The organism is Actinotalea sp. (assembly GCF_041597215.1).
Taxonomy (GTDB): Bacteria; Actinomycetota; Actinomycetes; order Actinomycetales; family Cellulomonadaceae; genus Actinotalea.
Map to the genome: position 1 here is coordinate 1 of NZ_JBFHHB010000055.1, position 14,728 is coordinate 14,728.

Genomic DNA, 14,728 nt, shown 5'->3' on the forward strand with positions numbered 1-14,728 from the left:
CACCTGAGGTGCGGAGCCCCGCGTCGGAACGGCGGCAGTGTGGGGCGGCGCCTCAGCTCGGCGGCGGTGTGGAGCCGCGCGTCAGAACGGCCGCGCTGTGGGGCGGGGCCTCAGAACGGCGGTGGTGCGGCACGTCCGCTTGTCTGCGACGTCGTGGGCAGCCGGCGTGGAAGCAGCGAGGTCTCTCCGTACCGACCAGGGACGACCCGGAGCCTGAGGCCGGTCGCCGTCGTCCAGTCGAGAACTCCGGGCGAGGGCTGCTCGAGATGCAGCACGCCGAGCGTCTTGGCGAGGTGATCCGGGGCGCACAGAGGCGCGAGGTTCCCGGCACAGGTGTCGCCCTGCGATGGTCCGGTGGAAGCGCCTGGGGTTCCACCGGGATCGTGCAGGTGGGCCGTGCCGAACGGGACGGTGTGATCGATCTCGGCGCGCTCGGCAGGCACCACACATCCTGGCCGCGCGCAGGTCCTGTCCCGCGCCACGACGTGTGCGCGCAGCGCGGCAGGCGGCCGGTACCGGGTGCGGCCGACGTCCAGCACGGCCCCGCTGAGCAGATCGGTGACGATCCGTCGGAGGGCGCCGCCGGCGGCGAGTGCTGCCGCCTGCTCGGCGGTGATCGCCCCGTACCCGGCAAGGTCGCCGGGGGCGTCGTCCAGGCCGAGGAGGGTGGACAGGGCGACGGTCACGTCGACGTGCACGCGTGCAGCTGAGCCGGTGCCTGTACCTGCGCCGGTCCCGCTGGTCGCTGTGCCGGCGACGAGATCGACGAGCGCGTCGGCGCGCAGCTGGTCGATGGTCCGTTGGTCGCCTGCCGCGCGAGCGGACGTCGCGGCGTCGGAGAGCGCGGAGTCGACCAGGGCCGCAGTCTCGGCCGGGAGCACGGCCCAGATGCCGGCCATTCCGTCGGCCAGCACCTTCGGATGGCAGACCCGCCGGTCGGAGCGAGCCCGCCGATGCCGTGCAGCGGCCTCCGCGGGGTCGACCTCCACGAGGGCGCGAGTGAGGTCCCGGTCCACCTGAGCGGGACTGCGCACGCCTGCGCCGGGAAGGACCTGGGCCTGGACCTCCAGAGCGAGCTCCAGAGGGAGGTCGACCAGACGATCGGCGATGGCGCGTGCGGTACGTGGGTCGATCTGGCCACGGGCCAGGGCGCTACCGGTCGCCGCAAGAGCGGCGTCGAAGAGCCTTCCGTCGCGCGCGAGCAGCTCTCCCGAGCGCACCGTGCACCCGGTGCGCATCGCGATCTCGGTGCCCGTGGCGCGCAAGGTCGAGTAGCAGCGGTGACCGCGCCCCACCGGCACCGGCCCGCCGGGGACCTGCACGCACTCGCGGCGGGAGAGCGCAGCGGCGGCGCGCGCCGCACCGGCCGTGGCCATCGAGACCACGCGCTGCCACGCCGCGACGATCTCGAGGAGCGAGAGGTCGTCGAACAGGTCGGTGTCGTCGAGCTCGGCACTGCCGACGCCGTCGAGGGCGTCCAGGAGCAGCCCGCTCGGTTCGAGCTCTCGGAGGGATTCCGGGGCGATGCGGCCGGTGAGGAGCCCGACGAACGGGTCGGACGGAAGGTCGCTGGTGCCGGTGCCGGTGCCGGTGCCGGTGCTGGTGCTGGTGCTGGTGCTGCGGGGTTCCACGCCCGGAAGGGAGTGCGCCCACCCGAGGTCGACGATCCCGTCGTTCTCAGCGCTGAAGGAGCCCTCGACGTCGGGGTAGTCGCGGCGGATGGCCTCCCAGAAGAGCTCCTCCTCGGCAGCGGTCATGACTCCGGAACGGCCGGCACTCTCCGTGCAGGCTGCGCCCTCATAGGGCTGCTGACCTGCGGTGATGTCCACCTCTCGATGCTACGACGAGGCACTGACATGGACTCCGGAGGTCACAGAACAGCTACCGTCGGGAGCCACGGGCAGCTACGTACGGACAGAGGAGCGAGACGCACGGGCGCCGACGAGGACCAGGCGCGCGTCCAGCGAGCACGGGTCTCGCGAGCGCAGGGCACGGCAGGCGCAGGGCCGGGGAGTGCACGCCTCGCGAGCGCAGGCCTCCGACCTGCGGGGCCCGCCCCCGGATCGGGCAAACGCCTCACCCCGGAAGAGGCCCGCCCCCGGGTTGGGCCCGCCCCCGGATTGGAGGCGCCTCACCCCGGAAGAGGCCCGCCCCCGGAAGGGGCCCGCGTCACCCCGGAAGGGGTCCGCGGCGGACGCGCTCGGAGAGCGTCTCGGCGGTCTCCGTCGGATCCCACCGGGCCTCGACCCACCAGGTCGCCCCGGCAGCGCTCAGTGACTCGACCCGCTCGCTCGCCGCCGCGGGGTCGTCGGGGAGTCGTCCGCTCACGACGACCTCGAACCGGTCGCCCAGGCGGACACCTCCCTCCCTCAGACGCTCCCGCTCGGCCCCGATCCACGTCACCGCCTCGGTCACCTGCGAGGCCGTGGGCTCCTCGCCGGAGCGGAGGAGCTGGAGCACCACGCCGTCCCATCTCGCAGCACGCGCCATCGAACGCTCGGACGGCCACGCACCTACGGCCCAGACCGGGACCCGCGGCCGCTGGACGGATCCCAGCGCGAGCGCGACGTCGGAGAACCTGTGGTGCTCCCCGACGAAGGAGAAGGGCTCGCCGGACGAGGCGAGGTCGAGGACGTGGAGCGACTCGTCCAGGAGTGCGGCCCGCTCTCGTGCGCTGACGGCCTCACCCGTGACCCGTGAGAACCCGGCGTCGTCGGCGGCGCCGAGACCGACCGGCACGACGAGCCGTCCCGCGGAGAGGTGGTCGACCGTGAGCACCTGCTGGGCGAAGACGAGTGGGCGTCGTCGTGCCGGAGCGAAGACCATCGCCCCGAGGGTGATCGAGCGGGTGTGCTGTGCGGCTGCGGCCAGCAGGGAGAAGGGGTCGGCGGCCGCCGCGCTGCCGACGCTCATCCCGTCCCAGGTGAAGAAGCCGTCCCAGCCGTTCTGCTCGGCCGTGCGGGCGAGGTCGAGTGCCTCGTGCACGCCTCCGCTGCTCGCAATGACGCCGATCCGCATCTGTGCTCCTCTCCGGCCGAGGTCGGCCACGGCCGTGGTGCCCCGGGGCACCGGCTTCGCCGACGACGCTACGGGCAGGGTCCGACAGGCGGCGCCGGTCCGACAGCCGACCCTCGTCCGCCGACCCACGCCCTGGGCGCTGGGCCCGCACCCCCCGCCGCCGCTCTCGCGACCAGTGCCTCGCCGGTCCTCACCCAGATCTCCCCAGGATCTCCCCGTCGGTGACCATGGAGCGATGTGACGTTCCCGCTTCCGTGGTGGACCATGGGCGGATGCGCGATGTCCTTCAGGTCCACGGCGGTCTCCCTCTGCACGGTGAGATCACCGTGCGCGGAGCGAAGAACTTCGTCTCCAAGGCGATGGTCGCGGCGCTCCTGGGGGACACCCCCAGCACGCTGCGCAACGTCCCCCAGATCCGCGACGTCGCGGTGGTCACCGGCCTGCTCGAGCTGCACGGCGTGCGTGTGGAGGCGGACGCCGACGGCGGGACGCTGGTGCTCGACCCACGCAACGTGGAGTCCGCCCACGTGGCCGACATCGATGCGCACGCCGGCTCGAGCCGGATCCCGATCCTGTTCTGCGGCCCGCTGCTGCACCGCCTCGGCGAGGCGTTCATCCCTGACCTCGGCGGCTGCCGGATCGGCGACCGCCCGATCGACTACCACCTGGAGATCCTGCGCCAGTTCGGCGCCGAGGTCACCAAGCGGGAGAGCGGGATCGAGATCCGCGCCCCGCACGGCCTGATCGGCACCAAGGTCCGGCTGCCCTACCCGAGCGTGGGGGCAACCGAGCAGCTGCTGCTCACCGCGGTGCGCGCGGAGGGCATCACCGAGCTCTCCAACGCGGCCATCGAGCCCGAGATCATGGACCTGATCAACGTCCTGCAGAAGATGGGCGCGATCATCTCGGTCGACACCGACCGGGTCATCCGCATCGAGGGCGTCGCGCGGCTTCGTGGCTTCCAGCACACCGCCCTCTCGGACCGGATCGAGGCGGCGTCCTGGGCCTCGGCTGCGCTCGCGACCCGCGGGGACGTCACCGTCAAGGGCGCGACCCAGCCGGAGATGACGGCCTTCCTCAACACCTTCCGCAAGGTGGGCGGTGAGTTCGACATCACCGACGACGGGATCCGCTTCTACCACCCGGGCGGTGACCTGCGGTCGATCGTCCTGGAGACCGACGTGCACCCCGGGTTCATGACGGACTGGCAGCAGCCGCTCGTGGTCGCGCTCACGCAGGCCAAGGGCCTGTCGATCGTGCACGAGACGGTCTACGAGAACCGCTTCGGCTTCACCGAGGCGCTGACCGGCATGGGCGCGACGATCCAGGTCTACCGCGAGTGCCTCGGCGGGCACCCCTGCCGCTTCGGGCAGCGCAACTTCTACCACTCCGCCGTCATCTCCGGCCCGACGCCGCTGGAGGCTGCCGACATCGAGGTCCCCGACCTGCGCGGGGGCTTCAGCCACCTCATCGCGGCACTCACCGCCAAGGGCACCTCGGAGGTGCGGGGCATCGGGCTCATCGACCGCGGGTACGAGGACTTCCAGGGCAAGCTCGCCGCGCTGGGCGCCGAGTTCTCGCACGGCTGAGCGCCGAGTTTTCGCACGGCTGAGCGCCGAGTTCTCGCACGGCTGAGCGCCGAGCTCTCGCACGGCTGAGTGCCGGGAACCAGCAGCCGTGAGCGGTCATCACCTCGGGCGGCCGCCCCGGCTCAGGTCCTCGTCGACCGCGACCTCTCGGCCAGGGCGTTGAGCAGCGCCGCAGCGGTGGCGGCGTCGTCGACCGTCACCACCACGCGCCTGCTCCCGCTCCTCGCGACCTCCAACGCCTCGCCCTTGCGGGTGACGATGCCCGTCGCGCCGTGCGCGCCGACACGCAGGCCCCATCCGCCGAACTGACGCAGCGGAGCGACCTGGGTCGTCGTGGCGCCCTCGACCTCGGCGAGCGGGACGCGCACCCGCGGCCCGAGGGCCGACCGCACCGTCAGTCCCCTGCTGTCGACCGTCACCGTCCAGCGCAGCGCCCCGAACAGGATCACGGTGAGGACGGCGACGACCCCGAGCACGAGCCACCACATCTGCGTGAGCGCGCCGAACGTCAGGGCGAACACCGCCACCGAGGCGAGGATCGTGGCCGCGTGCACCTGTCCCGTCCTGCGCACCCAGGTAGCGCGCTCGTTCGCGGCCACCGGGAGGCGCGGGGCGGAGGCCGGGATCGGCGTCGTGGCGAGGAGCGTCGGGTCCCCGGGGGTGAGCCACGCCACCGCGACGGCGGCCACCGTCGCGATCGCGACGGCCAGGCCGATGGCTCCACCGATGTCCGGGGCCGCGTAGGCGTCCGTGAGGCCTCGCTGCCCGGCGAGCGAGCCCAGGAGCACCCCGGTCTGCACGACGGCGAACCACACCGCGGCAGCTCCCGCCAGGCGCCGCGTCAGGGCGGCGCGGCCCCACCACAGGCCGAGCGCCGCCATGCCGGCGCTGAAGGGCAGCACCACACCGACGACGAGGCCCACCGTCGCGGTCAGCGAACCGACGCCGTCGGCGCCGTCGGTTCCCCAGTGCGTCGCGATCGGGTCGGGGAGGGTGTCACGCCAGCTCAGGGCGAGCACCGCGCCGGTCGTGGCGACGGCGAGCGGGAGCCCGAGCGTCGTGACGAGGGTCGCCAGGCGGTGGGGTACCCGAACGGGTCGGCCCGAGGGGTCGGCAGTGGTCATCGAAGGGCCTCCGAGAGCAGGGCGTGTGCGGTCTCGGGAGCGACCCCGAGGCGGCGGGTGGCGGCAGCGAGGCGCTCGACGGCCTCGTGCAGCTCGGCGAGCTCGTCGGCCGCCCTCGCGGTGACGACGGCGCCTCGCCCTCGCCTGAGCTCGATCAGGCCCTCCTCGCGCAGCTCGGCGTAGGCGCGCAGCACGGTGTGGACGTTGATCTGGAGGGACGAGGCGAGGTCGCGGGCCGCCGGGAGTCGCTCGCCGGCGACGAGTGCGCCCGAGGCGGCAGCGGCACGCACCTGGGCAGCGAGCTGGGCGAACAGCGGCTCGCCTGCGGCGGTGTCGACCCTGAAGAGCATGAATCTACTCTAAATGTTCTAGTGCAACTAGAACAAGCGTGCAGCCATCCCGACCGGTGGGTGGCGCCCTCGGCCGCACTGGTCGGCGGTGCCCGACGGTCCCGGGCTCCCTGACCATCCCCGGGTCGTCGCGTCCGGGTCCTCGCCCGCCAGGGGTAGCATCGCGCCCGTGCCGGCACCTGAACGCTCCAATCGCGCGTACCGCAACGTGGCAAGGATCGTGCGTCCGCTCCTGTGGTCGATGACCCGCTCGGACTGGCACGGTGCCGAGCACCTGCACCAGGGGCGCGGGACGATCGTCGCCGCGAACCACCAGACCAACATCGACCCGTTGACCTTCGCGTACTTCCTGTGGGCGAACGGGGTCGTCCCGCGCATCCTGGCGAAGGACTCGCTGTTCCGGGTCCCGGTGCTGCGCAAGGTCCTCGTCGCCACCGGGCAGATCCCGGTGAGCCGTGGCACGACGACGGCCGGTCGGTCCCTCGACGCCGCTGCCGCTGCCCTCGCCCAGGGGGAGACCGTCGCCGTCTTCCCCGAGGGCACGCTCACGCGCGAACCGGACCTCTGGCCGATGCAGGCGAAGACCGGCGTCGCACGCCTCGCCCTGGCGACCCGGGCCCCCGTCGTCCCCGTCGCGCAATGGGGTGCCCACCGACTCATGGGCAGGTACAAGAAGCTCCTCAAGCCCATCCCGCGCAAGAAGGTGACCGTGGTCGCCGGCCCCCCGGTGGACCTCTCGGACCTCTACGACCAGCCGCTCGACGGCCCGGTTCTCCGTGAGGCGACCGACCGCATCATGGCCGCGATCACCCACCAGCTCGAGGAGATCCGCGGCGAGACCGCCCCGCCCGAGCCGTTCGTCTGGCGACGCGGGACCCCGGCGTGAGCCGCACGGCCGTCCTGGGGTCCGGCAGCTGGGGGACCACCTTCGCCGCCGTGCTCGCCGAGGCCGGGCACGACGTCGTGCTGTGGACCCGCCGGGCGGAGATCGCGCAGGAGATCACCACCCAGCACACGAACACCGCCTACGTCCCAGGGGTGACGCTCCCCGATGCGGTGACGGCGACGACGGAACTGGCCGAGGCGCTCGACGGGGCGGTCCTCGTGGCGGTCGCCGTGCCCGCGCAGTCGGCGCGCAGCATCCTCGCCCCGGCGCGCGGGCTCGTCCCGGAGGGCGCCGTGGTCCTCTCCCTCATGAAGGGCATCGAGCTCGCCAGCGACCAACGGATGAGCCAGGTCCTCGCCGAGGTCCTGGACGTCCCGGCCGAGCGGGTCGCCGTCCTGTCCGGGCCGAACCTCTCGCAGGAGATCGCCGAGCACCAGCCGACCGCGACGGTGATCGCGGCCATGGACGAGGGTCTCGCCCGGCAGGTCTCCACGATGTGCGCGACGGCGAGCTTCCGGCCGTACACGAACACCGACCTCGTCGGCGTCGAGCTGTGCGGTGCGGCCAAGAACGTCATCGCGATCGGCATCGGCATCGCCCAGGGGCGCGGGTACGGGGACAACACGACCGCGACGATCATCACGCGTGGCCTCGCCGAGATCACCCGCCTCGGGCTCGCTCTCGGGGCCGAGGCCGAGACCTTCATGGGCCTGGCCGGGATGGGTGATCTCGTGGCGACCTGCGACTCGCCGCTCTCCCGCAACCACCGTCTCGGTCGGCACATCGGGGAGGGGATGAGCGTCGAGGACGCCGTCGCCGCGACCGGAGGCACCGCCGAGGGGGTCAAGACCTCCGCCTCCGTTCTCGACCTCGCCGGACGGGTCGGTGTGGAGATGCCCATCACCCAGTCCGTCGTCGCGGTGCTGCACCATGGAGCGTCGGTCGACCTCATGGGCGACCTGCTGATGTCCCGGCCGCACAAGGCCGACGGGGTCTGAGCACTCGCCCCGTCAGTCCGTGCGGACGTCCACGACGATCCGGGCGGGGTCGGTGAGCGCGAACGCCCGGAACGGGTGCTCGCCGCCGGAGACGCCGATGAACGCCTGCAGGTAGCCCTCGAACAGGCTGGTCCAGTTCACCTCGGTCACCGCCGTGGTTCCGGCGGCGCGGATGATGCTGGGGCCCTGGTACGAGCCGACGCCCTCGGGATACATCACGGAGAACAGGGTGACCTCGAGGATCGCGTCGCCCGGGACGGCGACGGGCAGCCCGCTCGGGTCCCCGATCGCCTCGGGGACGTAGCGGACGTCCCAGCCCGGGGTGGACGGGCCGGTGAGTTCGAACACGACGCGGTCGTAGCCGTCGTGGGCGCCCACCCGCAGGTCCGCCAGCGTGCCGATCTCCTCGGCGGACGGGTCGCCCGTCATCTCGCCCGTGTCCGGCGAGGTGTCGGCGGGGAAGGCCGGTGTGCCCGTCCCGCCGTCGCCGTCCGTGCTTCCCGGCTCCGAGGTCGCGGTCGCCGTCGGCGACGGGCCAGCGGTAGGGGACTCGGCGGTGGTCGGCGAGGCGGTGGGAGTGCTCGTCGACCCCGACGGCTCGGGCGGGGACGAGGTGCTCTCCGGGCTCCCGGCGCCCTGCGTGCAGGCGACCAGGACCAGGACAGAGGTGACGATCATGGCGAGGACGGACCCGGTGGATCGGCGCCGGAGCTGCATGGGGACCACGCTCCTCAGAGAGCATCAACGCTACGCCGGGTGCGTCTGCAGAGCGCCGATGCACACCGGATCGAGACCTGTGGCGCCGAGGCTCGTCTCGGGCACCTGCAGACCCACGGCCCCGATCACAGGTGGCGACCCGTCGGTGCCGCGCCCCGAGGGGCTCAGTCGGTCCGGACGTCGATGACGATCCTGGCCGGGTCGTGCAGGGCGTAGGCCCGGAACGGGTGCTCGCGGTCCACCCCGACGAAGGCCTGGAGATCGCCCTCGTAGATGCTCCACCAGCTCAGCTCGACGATCGCGCGCGTCCCGGCCACGCGGAGGCTCGACGGCCCGTCGTACGGGTCCCGGCCGTCGAAGGGGAGGGACACGGGGAAGCAGGTGATCTCCAGGATCGCCCCGCCGTCCACGGGGAGCACGAAGCCGCTCCCGTCGGCGACGGCGCTGTCGACGTACCGCACGTGCCATCTCGGGGTGTCGGGCCCGTCGAACTCGAGGACGAGGCGGTCGAACCCCTGGTGGGCCCCGATCCGCAGGTCGCTCAGGGTGCCCACGTCCGGACCGGTGGCCTCGCCGATGTCGGGGCGGGTGTCGGCCACGAACGGCGGCTCATAGGTGGCGCCCCCGCTGGGTGACCTCCCAGGGGCGGGGGTGGCCGGGTCGGGACCGCTCGGTGCCGAGGCGGTCGCGGAGGGGCTCGGCGAGGCGGAGGTCGTCGGGGGTGCGGTGGTCGTCGGCGATGCGGTGGGCGTGGCCGAGGGTGTCGGCGATGCGGTGGGCGTGGGCGTGGCAGTCGGGGACGGGGAGCCGTCGGGCTGGGCGCTCGTGCTCGACGACGCGGGGGAGGCCTCGTCCGGATCGGCCCACCACCCGCACCCTGCGAGCGTGAGCGCCGCGAGGAGTCCCACGGAGATCGCTCTCGCCGTCACGCGCGACCGTCGCACTCGGCTCCTCGGGCCACGATCTCGTGTCATGGCGACCACGCCCCTCCGTCGCCGTCCACGCTACGCCCGGGGTGGTCGAGGAGCCCGCGGTGGTGGAGGAGCCCGCGGTGGTGGAGGAGCCCGCGGGGGTGGAGGAGCCCGCGGGGGTGCACGAGCACCCGGGGCATCTCCCGAGGCCGGCCGAGGGCCAGCAGCGCCCCGGTGCTCGCGGGCACTCAGCCGACGAGGGAGGTCCCCGCCCGCAGCGCCTGGTCGAGGTCACGCCACAGGTCCTCGACGTCCTCGATCCCCACCGAGAGCCGCAGCAGGTCCTCCGGGACGGTAGGAGCCTCCGTCGCGAAGCGGCGCCGCCGTTCGAGGCTCGACTCCACGCCGCCGAGGCTCGTGGCGGGCACCCACAGCCGCACCGCCTCGACCACGCGGTCAGCAGCCTGCGGGCCGCCGTGCGGGCGGACGCCGAGGATCGACCCGTAGCCGTCGAGAAGGGCGGTGGCCCGGGCATGGCCCGGATCGCCCGGAAGGCTCGGGTGCCGGACCTCGGCCACCGCCGGGTGCTCGACGAGCCGTGCGGCCAGCACCGCGGCACTCGCCTGCGAACGCTCGACGCGTAGGGCGAGGGTCCGCAGCCCGCGCAGGGCGAGCCACACCTCCCAGGGGCCGGCGATCGCCCCGTGCAGCGTGCGGTAGGCCGTGATCCGCGTGTGCAGGGCCTCGTCGTCCGCGAGCACGGCTCCCAGCACGACGTCGGAGTGCCCCGCGAGGTACTTGGTCACCGAGTGCACGACGAGGTCAGCGCCCACCGTGAGCGGGCGCTGGCCGAGCGGGGTGGCGAAGGTGTTGTCGACCGCCACGAGCGCGCCGACCTCGTGCGCGCCGGCGACGAGCGCCGGCAGGTCGGCGACCTCGAGCATCGGGTTGGTGGGCGACTCGACCCACAGCAGCGCCGCGGGGCCCTCGGCCCCGCCGCGGACCGCGGCGAGCACGGCCTCGGTGTCGGCCAGGTCGACGGAGGTCACCCGCAGGCCCGTGCGTTCGCGCAGGTCCGCGACCAGGGCGAGGGTCAGCTGGTACGCGTGCCGAGGAACGACGACGCGGCTGCCCGCCGCCAGCACGGAGAACGTCGCGGAGATCGCCGCCATCCCGGAGCCGAACACGATCCCCGGCCGCGCGCTGCGTTCCAGCGCGCCAAGGGCGAGCTCGAAGGACTGCCAGGTCTCGGTGCCCGCGCGGGCATACAGCAGCTCCCCCGGGACCGGTGGCCCGGAGGAGACGTACGTGGAGGAGAGCACCACGGGTGGGTTGACCGGCCCGCCCCGCCGGCGTTCCGGGCGTCCGGCGGTGACGGCCAGCGTCTCGGGGGAGAGGTCCTCGTGCATGGGCCGAGACTAGCCGTGCCCCGGTGGCCCGAGGCCCCGGGTGCTAGCCTCGGGCCGTGCTGACGGTCGTGGCAGGGGACCTCCTTGCCGACCGGGTCGGCAAGGCAGAACCGCGTGTCCTGGCCCTGCACGGCTGGCAGCGCTCGGGGGCCGACTTCAGCCGGATCCTCGAGGGCACCGACGCGCTCGCCGTCCATCTTCCCGGCTTCGGGATCACCCCCACCCCGCCGGAGGCCTGGGGGAGCGTCGAGTACGCCGACCACCTCGCGCAGGCGCTCGCGGGAAGCGGACCGTTCGTCGTCGTCGGGCACTCCTTCGGCGGACGCGTCGCCGTCCGCCTCGCCGTGCGGCACCCCGAGCTGGTCAGCGCGCTGGTGATCACCGGCGCGCCGCTCGTGCGCGCCACCCCGCCGCCGCGGCCCTCCTGGCGGTTCCGGACCCTCAAGCGGTTGCACGCCGCCCACCTCGTCCCGCAGTCCGTCATGGACCGCGTGCGCCGCAGCAGCGGATCGGACGACTACCGCGCCGCCGAGGGAGTCATGCGCGGGGTCTTCGTGCGCGTGGTCGGGGAGGACTACCGCGAGGACCTCGCCGCCGTGCGGGTACCCGCCCACCTCGTCTGGGGCGAGCTCGACGACTCCGCCCCGCTCGCCGGAGCGCGGCTCGCCGCCGAGATCCTGCCGGGGGCGCGGCTCGACGTCGTCCCCGGGGAGGGGCACCTGATGACCGGTGCCCTCCAGGACGCGGTGCGGACCGCCCTGCTCGCGGCGATCGGCGACGTCGAGGCCGACGGCGCCGGTAGCGTTACGCCCCCGACCACCGACGCCGATCCGAGCCCGCAGGAGCCCGCGTGACCCTCGTCCTGGACGTGCTGATCCTCGCCACCGTCCTCGCCTCGACCGTCCTCGGTGGGCTGCGGTGGCTGCGCGTGAGCCAACGTGAGCACTACCTGCCCGGGCGTGCGACGCGGATCCTGCGGCTCTGGCTCTCGCTGTCCCCGATCGACCTCGCGCTCGCCGTCACCGCTGCCGTGCTCGCGCTCGTCGCGGTGGTGCCGGTCCTCGACGTGCTGGCCGTCCCGGCCGCCGTCCTGGTGGCTCTCCTCCCGCGCGGGCTCGGCATCCACGGGCGCACCTCCCGGCTGGCCTGGACGGCCCGGTTGCGTCGGCTCGCCCTCGGCTGGGCCGTCCTGGTGCTGCTCCTGCTCGTCGTCCTCGTCCTGCTCGTGGGCCCGGGTGCGACGGCCCTCGTCGCCCTCACGGTGCCGTTCACCGTCGACCTGGCGGCGCTCGTCCTCGGCATGGTCGAGAAGCGGCTCTCGGCTCCCTTCGTCGCCAGGGCCCAGCAGCGTCTGGCACGGGTCCGCCCGACGGTCGTGGCGATCACCGGCTCCTACGGCAAGACCTCGACCAAGGGCTACGTCGCGCACCTGCTCGCGATGAGTCGCGGGGTGGTGGCCTCGCCGGCGAGCTTCAACAACCGCCTCGGCCTGTCCCGAGCCGTCAACGACGGACTCGTGGAGGGCACCGAGGTCTTCGTCGCCGAGATGGGCACCTACGGCCCCGGCGAGATCCGTGAGCTGTGCGGACTCTTCCCGCCCGACATCGCCGTGATCACCACGATCGGTGAGGCGCACCTGGAGCGGATGGGCTCGCGAGAGACCATCCTCGCCGCGAAGTCCGAGATCACCGAGCGGGCCGGCACCGTCGTGCTGCCGATCGACGAGGAGGGCCTGCGCGCCCTCGCCGAGACCTGCGGCGCCCAGGGCAAGCGTGTGGTGACCTGCTCCGTGCGGACGGCGGAGAACGAGGCTCGCGAGGCCGATGTCGTCGTCGACCTCGTCGCCCACGAGGCCGTCGTCGTCCAGGGCGGCACGACGCACACGGTGCACCTGGGCGAGGGGATCGCGCACGGGGTGAACCTCGCGGTCGCTCTCGGCGTGGCGCTCGCCCTCGACGTCGAGGTGTCCGCCCTGGAGAGCCGGCTCGCCGCCCTTCCGCGCGCGGCGCACCGCGCCGAGGTCCAGGACACCGGCACCGGGCTCATGGTGATCGACGACACGTACAACGCCAACCCCGTCGGTGCTCACGCCGCGCTCGCCGAGGCGGCAGCGCTGGCCGAGTCGCGCGGCGGCCGTCTGGTGCTGGTCACGCCGGGGATGGTCGAGCTCGGGCACGTCCAGCACCGCCGGAACGCGGACCTGGGAGCCGACGCGGCCGCGCGCGGCGCGCATGTCGTCGTCGTCGGGCGGACCAACCGTGCGGCGCTGGTCGAGGGGATCCACTCCGGGGGCGGGAGCCTGGACGTCGTCGACCGCCGGGAGCAGGCCGTCGCCGTGGCGACGCAGGTGGTGGGCTCCGAGGGCGTCATACTCTACGAGAACGACCTGCCCGACCACTATCCGTGATCGGCGCCCCCGACTCCGCGAGGTGAACCGCTCGATGTCCGACAGCCGCTGGGCCGTGGTCTTCGGGGGTCCGTCCCCCGAGCACGAGATCTCCATCCTCACCGGACTGCAGGCCGAGCGCGTGCTCAGCGGTACCGGTGCGCAGGTCACGCCGTTGTACTGGGCCGCGACCGGGAGCTGGTTCGTCGTGCCGTCGGGCACCGAGGCCAAGGACTACCTCGAAGGTCCGCCGCCGGGCGCACGTCCTGTCGAGGTGCGCGTGGGGGCCGACGGCGGACTGTTCGTCAAGGGTCGGCTGCGCTCGGAGAAGCTCGCGATCGACGCAGCGCTCAGCTGCCTGCACGGCGGTGTGGGTGAGGGCGGCGGGTTCGCGGCCCTCTTCGCGCTGCTGGGCATCCCGGCCACCGGTTCGAGCATGTACGCCTCTGCGCTCGGCATGGACAAGCTCGCCTTCGGTGGCGTGATGACCGCCGCCGGGATCCCCACGTTGCCGCGCGTGGCCCTCGAGGACGACGTCGAGCCGCCCTTCGTCGGCCCGTACATCGTCAAGCCGCGCTTCGGCGGGTCCTCGATCGGTATCGAGATCGTCGAGGACATCGCGACCGCGCGGGCCATCGGTCGCAGCAGCGCCCACCTGCGCGGTGGAGCCGTCGTCGAGCCGTTCCGCAAGGACCTCATCGACCTCAACATCTCGTTCCGCACGGCCCCAGTTCTCGAGGTCTCCGACCTCGAGAAGCCGCTCCGGCGTCCCGAGGGCGCGGTCTACTCCTACGACGAGAAGTACCTCGGTGGCGGGGCAGGTGCGGCTGCCGGTCTGTCGAGCGCCCCGCGCGAGTTCCCGGCCGTGGTGCCCGACGCAGTGACGGAACGCGCCGGGGAGCTGGCGCGCCGGGTCGCCGCGGTGACCCGGCTGACCGGTGTGGTCCGGGTGGACTTCCTCTACGACGAGGCGGCAGAGGAGCTCGTCGTCAACGAGGTCAACTCGGTGCCCGGTGCGATGTCGCTGTACCTGTGGGCACCGCGCCGTCCCGCGGGCCAGGTGCTGACCGACGCGCTCGTCGAGGCGCGGGATGCCCGCGCCACCTCCGCGCCGAGCGGGTTCGGCTCCGGCGCGGCGCTGCGTGCGGCGGGCGGGATCGCCGGGAAGCTCGTGGGGCTGGACGGCCCGCGCCTCTGAGGCTCGCCGCCCGGTCCGCGCCCCGCACGGCCGGCTCATGCCCGGCTCATGGTCGTCGCACAGGGATGCCACAGGCTGCGGCGATCAGATGACTCCGACGCCACAGCGGGAGCAGGACTGCTCCTCCGGCACCGAAGGAGTC

General features: G+C 73.4%; 14 protein-coding genes. 6 read left to right on the forward strand and 8 right to left on the reverse strand.

All coding sequences use genetic code 11. The annotated features are described in order from the left end of the window. Positions 1 to 110 precede the first annotated feature (110 nt). On the reverse strand, positions 111 to 1,829 hold the full coding sequence (locus tag ABWK99_RS05845) for a DUF222 domain-containing protein (RefSeq protein ID WP_372593763.1): 1,719 nt from the start codon (positions 1,827 to 1,829) through the stop codon (positions 111 to 113). 340 nt (positions 1,830 to 2,169) lie between these two features. Beyond that, positions 2,170 to 3,018, reverse strand: a complete 849-nt coding sequence (locus tag ABWK99_RS05850; protein WP_372593764.1) for an LLM class flavin-dependent oxidoreductase — start codon at positions 3,016 to 3,018, stop codon at positions 2,170 to 2,172. Positions 3,019 to 3,290: 272 nt separating this feature from the next. Between ABWK99_RS05850 and murA the strand changes: the two genes are divergently transcribed. Next, positions 3,291 to 4,607, forward strand: coding sequence for a UDP-N-acetylglucosamine 1-carboxyvinyltransferase (murA, locus tag ABWK99_RS05855; RefSeq protein WP_372593765.1), 1,317 nt, complete (start codon positions 3,291 to 3,293; stop codon positions 4,605 to 4,607). A 122-nt stretch (positions 4,608 to 4,729) separates the two neighbouring features. Here murA and ABWK99_RS05860 read toward each other — a convergent pair whose 3' ends face one another. Further along, positions 4,730 to 5,731: a DUF1648 domain-containing protein gene (locus ABWK99_RS05860; protein WP_372593766.1), complete on the reverse strand. Its 1,002-nt coding sequence runs from the start codon at positions 5,729 to 5,731 to the stop codon at positions 4,730 to 4,732. Further along, a complete protein-coding gene (locus tag ABWK99_RS05865; protein ID WP_372593767.1) occupies positions 5,728 to 6,081 on the reverse strand; it encodes a GntR family transcriptional regulator in 354 nt (117 codons plus the stop codon). Before ABWK99_RS05865 ends, ABWK99_RS05860 begins: the two co-directional genes overlap by 4 nt. A 220-nt stretch (positions 6,082 to 6,301) precedes the next feature. On the opposite strand from ABWK99_RS05865, the gene ABWK99_RS05870 reads away from it, so the two are divergent. Both ABWK99_RS05870 and ABWK99_RS05875 read left to right on the forward strand, forming a co-directional pair. After that, positions 6,302 to 6,967: a lysophospholipid acyltransferase family protein gene (locus tag ABWK99_RS05870; RefSeq protein WP_372593768.1), complete on the forward strand. Its 666-nt coding sequence runs from the start codon at positions 6,302 to 6,304 to the stop codon at positions 6,965 to 6,967. Then, a complete protein-coding gene (locus ABWK99_RS05875) occupies positions 6,964 to 7,965 on the forward strand; it encodes an NAD(P)H-dependent glycerol-3-phosphate dehydrogenase (RefSeq protein WP_372593769.1) in 1,002 nt (333 codons plus the stop codon). The genes ABWK99_RS05870 and ABWK99_RS05875 overlap by 4 nt, the downstream gene beginning before the upstream one ends. Positions 7,966 to 7,977: 12 nt before the next feature. Here ABWK99_RS05875 and ABWK99_RS05880 read toward each other — a convergent pair whose 3' ends face one another. The 4 genes from ABWK99_RS05880 to ABWK99_RS05895 all read right to left on the reverse strand — a co-directional run bounded on the left by ABWK99_RS05880 (position 7,978) and on the right by ABWK99_RS05895 (position 11,002). After that, positions 7,978 to 8,682, reverse strand: coding sequence for a hypothetical protein (locus ABWK99_RS05880; RefSeq protein ID WP_372593770.1), 705 nt, complete (start codon positions 8,680 to 8,682; stop codon positions 7,978 to 7,980). Between the two features lie 164 nt (positions 8,683 to 8,846). Beyond that, on the reverse strand, positions 8,847 to 9,281 hold the full coding sequence (locus tag ABWK99_RS05885; protein ID WP_372593771.1) for a hypothetical protein: 435 nt from the start codon (positions 9,279 to 9,281) through the stop codon (positions 8,847 to 8,849). 10 nt (positions 9,282 to 9,291) lie between these two features. Then, positions 9,292 to 9,549, reverse strand: a complete 258-nt coding sequence (locus tag ABWK99_RS05890) for a hypothetical protein (protein ID WP_372593772.1) — start codon at positions 9,547 to 9,549, stop codon at positions 9,292 to 9,294. A 292-nt stretch (positions 9,550 to 9,841) separates the two neighbouring features. Next, on the reverse strand, positions 9,842 to 11,002 hold the full coding sequence (locus tag ABWK99_RS05895; protein WP_372593773.1) for a PLP-dependent aspartate aminotransferase family protein: 1,161 nt from the start codon (positions 11,000 to 11,002) through the stop codon (positions 9,842 to 9,844). Between the two features lie 56 nt (positions 11,003 to 11,058). Between ABWK99_RS05895 and ABWK99_RS05900 the strand changes: the two genes are divergently transcribed. Genes ABWK99_RS05900 through ABWK99_RS05910 form a run of 3 tightly spaced genes read left to right on the forward strand, consistent with a single transcriptional unit; the run spans position 11,059 to position 14,586 of the window. After that, the gene (locus ABWK99_RS05900) at positions 11,059 to 11,856 is read left to right on the forward strand and encodes an alpha/beta fold hydrolase (RefSeq protein WP_372593774.1); all 798 of its coding nucleotides are present in this window, start codon (positions 11,059 to 11,061) and stop codon (positions 11,854 to 11,856) included. Beyond that, positions 11,853 to 13,409: a Mur ligase family protein gene (locus ABWK99_RS05905; RefSeq protein WP_372593775.1), complete on the forward strand. Its 1,557-nt coding sequence runs from the start codon at positions 11,853 to 11,855 to the stop codon at positions 13,407 to 13,409. The genes ABWK99_RS05900 and ABWK99_RS05905 overlap by 4 nt, the downstream gene beginning before the upstream one ends. A 34-nt stretch (positions 13,410 to 13,443) precedes the next feature. Continuing rightward, positions 13,444 to 14,586, forward strand: coding sequence for a hypothetical protein (locus ABWK99_RS05910; RefSeq protein ID WP_372593776.1), 1,143 nt, complete (start codon positions 13,444 to 13,446; stop codon positions 14,584 to 14,586). Positions 14,587 to 14,728: the final 142 nt, after the last annotated feature.